This is a genomic window from Spirosoma oryzae, assembly GCF_003002825.1.
GTDB lineage: Bacteria > Bacteroidota > Bacteroidia > Cytophagales > Spirosomataceae > Spirosoma > Spirosoma oryzae.
The window spans coordinates 1-3718 of the sequence record NZ_PVTE01000065.1 but is presented as its reverse complement, the minus strand read 5'-3'; the positions used below and the strand labels follow the sequence as shown (position 1 = coordinate 3718).

Annotated in this window: 3 protein-coding genes; 2 read left to right on the top strand and 1 reads right to left on the bottom strand. The window is 45.4% G+C overall.

Annotated features, from left to right (window positions below; genetic code table 11):
* Positions 1–429 (top strand): hypothetical protein (locus tag CLV58_RS27820; protein WP_211300921.1); only part of this gene is annotated, 429 nt, incomplete at its 5' end.
* 136 nt (positions 430–565) lie between these two features.
* Here the strand turns inward: CLV58_RS27820 and CLV58_RS27815 are convergent.
* Positions 566–1660: a serine hydrolase domain-containing protein gene (locus CLV58_RS27815; protein ID WP_106141111.1), complete on the bottom strand. Its 1095-nt coding sequence runs from the start codon at positions 1658–1660 to the stop codon at positions 566–568.
* Positions 1661–2175: 515 nt separating this feature from the next.
* On the opposite strand from CLV58_RS27815, the gene CLV58_RS27810 reads away from it, so the two are divergent.
* A complete protein-coding gene (locus CLV58_RS27810) occupies positions 2176–3570 on the top strand; it encodes a hypothetical protein (protein WP_146141574.1) in 1395 nt (464 codons plus the stop codon).
* Positions 3571–3718: the final 148 nt, after the last annotated feature.

Genomic DNA, 3718 nt, shown 5'->3' with positions numbered 1-3718 from the left:
GCGGCTTACCAGACGATCCTCATGCGGCAGCAACAAAGCGCCTCCGTTTGGCCGAAGCTGGTGATTAGCAATGCCTATTTTGAAGACATGGGTAACGATACCTTTTACCGATTAGACATACGCAATGTCGGCATTGGTCCGGCCCTGATTACCAGGGTAGTAATCGAGGCTGATGGCGTTAAATTTAACACGATGAATGACTATGGGAAGTGGGTACTCAAACAGCATCAAGCCGTTGATAGCCTTCAATATGATGCCCGGGACTTATTACCAGAGGAGGTCATTCCTCAGAATGAAACCGTCCGGTTGTTTGATACGTATAAAAGTCGCTTTGCCGGTTACTTCACCCCCAAACAGACAAACTTTAAGATAACAGTGGGGTATGAGTCGGTTTACGGGGAAAAATGGCAGGCTAGTTTCCCCCGATAATCCGGTTGGCAGGACGCCAAGACAGGCGAGCAGGAACTTTGCATTGCATCTTACACTAACCAACTATGTCGTATACTACTGCTTTGGCAAGCGACAGATCAGTGACAAACGACGTGTCAGCCATCTCATCAAACGCTCATTTTTTGTCAATTGACCCCTTCAAATAAGCAGATAGCACCTCCCACCGCATTTTGTTGGGATCAACCGTATTCGAGTTGCTCATAATGATGAGCGTGATATCTTGATCAATCAAATGAACCCAGTTCGTGTGGTGACCATACCCATAGCCTTGGCGCTCAGCCACTACATACGTGGTGCCCTCACCAATCTGTTTGGGATACACCCAAAAGCCGAAAGCCACATCGCCTAACGATTTGTAGGGGGTGAGCATCAGTTGGACCGTTTCCTTCTTCAACAGCCTATGATGAAACAGGGCTTGGTCAAATAGTAGCAGGTCCGTAGGCGTGGAGTACATGGCTCCCGCCGAAAAATAATTGTCAATGTAATAGTTGGTGGGACGGGAAAACGTAACCGGGCTTGACCCACTGTTGAAATAGCCCCGGTCTAAATGGGCTATCACATCTTCATGATGCAGATAATCCGTATTGCGCATCCCTAGAGGAGTCAAAATCTTTTGCCGCAAGACTTCCTCAAAGGGTTGACCGTAGAGTCGCTCAATAATTTTGCCCAGCAGAATAAAGTCGCCGTTGTTGTAAGCAAAACGGGTGCCCGGCTGCGTTACTAGTCGCTCAGAGCAATAGCGGGTTATGAAGCTGTCTACAGGCCAGATGGTAGAGTTATAAGCTTCAGCGATTTCGCGCATTTCCCGTTTATCCCGTCCACTACTATAGGTCAACAGGTCTCGGATAGTGGCCTTGTGAGCGGCTTCTCCCTTATAGTCTGGTAAGTAAGTTGCAATCGACGAATCAAGATGAATTTTGCCTTGTTCGTAGAGTTGCATAATCAGCGCCGCCGTGAAGGTTTTGGTGGCCGAAAAAATATGGAACTTAGCCTTGGAGGAGTATTTTATGCTGTCCTCTCTATTGGCCAGCCCTATGTACGTTACATAGTCTATTTTACCATTTTTGGCGATAAGAACGGAACCGTTAAAGTTGTCTTTAGCACGGTATCGGTTCATTAGGGCTTCGACTTGGGCTTTTTGTCCGTAGGTAGCTGCCTTAAGCCCAAGCAGCAGTAGCAAGACTAAAAGGCCATCTTTACTTATTTTCATCACACACTATTTCGGTAGTTTAATAAAGCTAATTATTACAAGCTAGACTCACATATATGCTTCTCAAATAAGGCTAGTTAAGGTGACCAAAAACAGGTTGCGCATGATATTATCCATACTATGTATTTTTCCGCAGAACTATCCAGTTCCGTAAAAAAAGCCCCAGTTTTTGAGGGCACGTTTCATATGACGGGAAGAGCGGAAGAAAGTAGCAGCAGCCAGATGCTTAAGCGCTTTTGCTAATAAAATGGAACGGGTCTGGTTCGATATAGCGTTTTACCGACCAGTTATTCGAAAACTATTGACTTGTAGTCATTTACAAGCAAACTTAACTCTCCACGTCTAAAAACTGCATGAACTCGTTCGAACACTCCAAAAGTGCCGCTATTAACCAGGCTAACGCTGTGCAGCGCGTCAGTCAGCCTACGAAAACGATTGCTAATAACCGACCACAGGCAACTACTCAACGAAAATTGCAGGAGGCCGCCGCACGATTTAAACCTAGGACTTCACAGATGAAAGTTTCCATTGGAAGAGGTGGTGTAGCAAAGCCATCAGCAATGGGGCCGATGTCAAGCAAAGTTATCCAAAGAGCTATTACCATAGGAATGAATCCTATACCGCGCACTGTTCATACGCCTACTAACATTGTTACATTTCTACAACAGCAGGGGCTGTATAGTGAATTCGTTAAGCTGAACGACGAACGAGAAGTAATTTATTTATTTGATAATGATCAACATTTAGTTGATTACTTAAAGTTACAAACCGGCCAAATTGCGCCAGGTAGCGTAAGCGCACCCATCAAGCAAAAAGTAAACGCTGATCAATTAAAGCAAGGCCATGAATTTGCGTCGGATATTCGCTTCACCACAATTTATCAACCGGGTGGTTCGCAGATACCGGATACTGCCCCAGGTGCGCACAACATACCGAATCAGATGATGCCCCCGCCCGGTCAACACCACCAATGGGGACAAATGCCATACCCGTCTGTCTCTGGTCAGGAGTACGTTCTGTATCAGCACCAATTTCATTCCTCGGCAAATACAGTCCCTCTTACTTTCGGTGATCCCAATGCACCTTCTATGGTGATGAACCAGGGGGGATTAAACTTAGGTATGCATATTCAACCGACCAGTAACAGTAATTATCTAAACCCTATAACCCGGAGTCAAACAAATTATGCTGGCTTACCATCCGTTTCAGACCGGGTTCGGGGTCACCCCTTTGAGCTTAAGCAAAATCAAATAAGTACGGATGATGCTGATATGGATTTTGACCAGGATAGCCGTACCTACACGGATGAAAGCGATTCCACGAAAACAAATGGGGGAATTTCGAGCTGGCGCTACAACCAGATAGAGAAGGTAGCCACAGCCAATGGCATGCCTTTTACCCAGGTAAACAATAACTCAGTTAAAAGCAGTATGGGTATTGCCAGACCTGATACTATAGATTTCCGAATACAGCAATCCTCTGGTGGTTATAAAGATCTTCAGATGGATAATACGGCCACTACCGATTACCGAGAAACCGATTCAGTTCGGGGTACTATGGCCAAACAAGCATATCAAACAGAAATGGGTCGTCAGCAAGCCCTACTACACCCATATCAAGCGCCGCCTGTTCGCAGACCAGGTGAAGATTTTACTGATACCAACCGGCATAGTTATCCTGGATATATGAGCCCGCCCCCAACCCCGTTTTTGTCAGATGATACGTTAGCTACCTCACCCGAACCAATAATTTTGGGCGGCTTCCCTGCGGTAGGATCACGAGTAAATATGCCGAATGGCAGTAAAGGCGTGGTAGTAGAAGTAATTGATAGGGATAAAAATCGAAAAAAAAGCCGTTGCATGGTTAAAGCGATCCTATCTGTACAATGGCCTGGCTCATTTGGTATCTAATAGCCACAAAGTGAAAACAGTTCGATTCGAGTAGGTATAAAATGATAAAGAACTAGAGTGTGTGGACAATCATAGTAAACTTAGCGAATAGTATGACCTTTGTGGTATGAAACGCTACGAGCTGTCTGATCAACAATGGACCCGAATT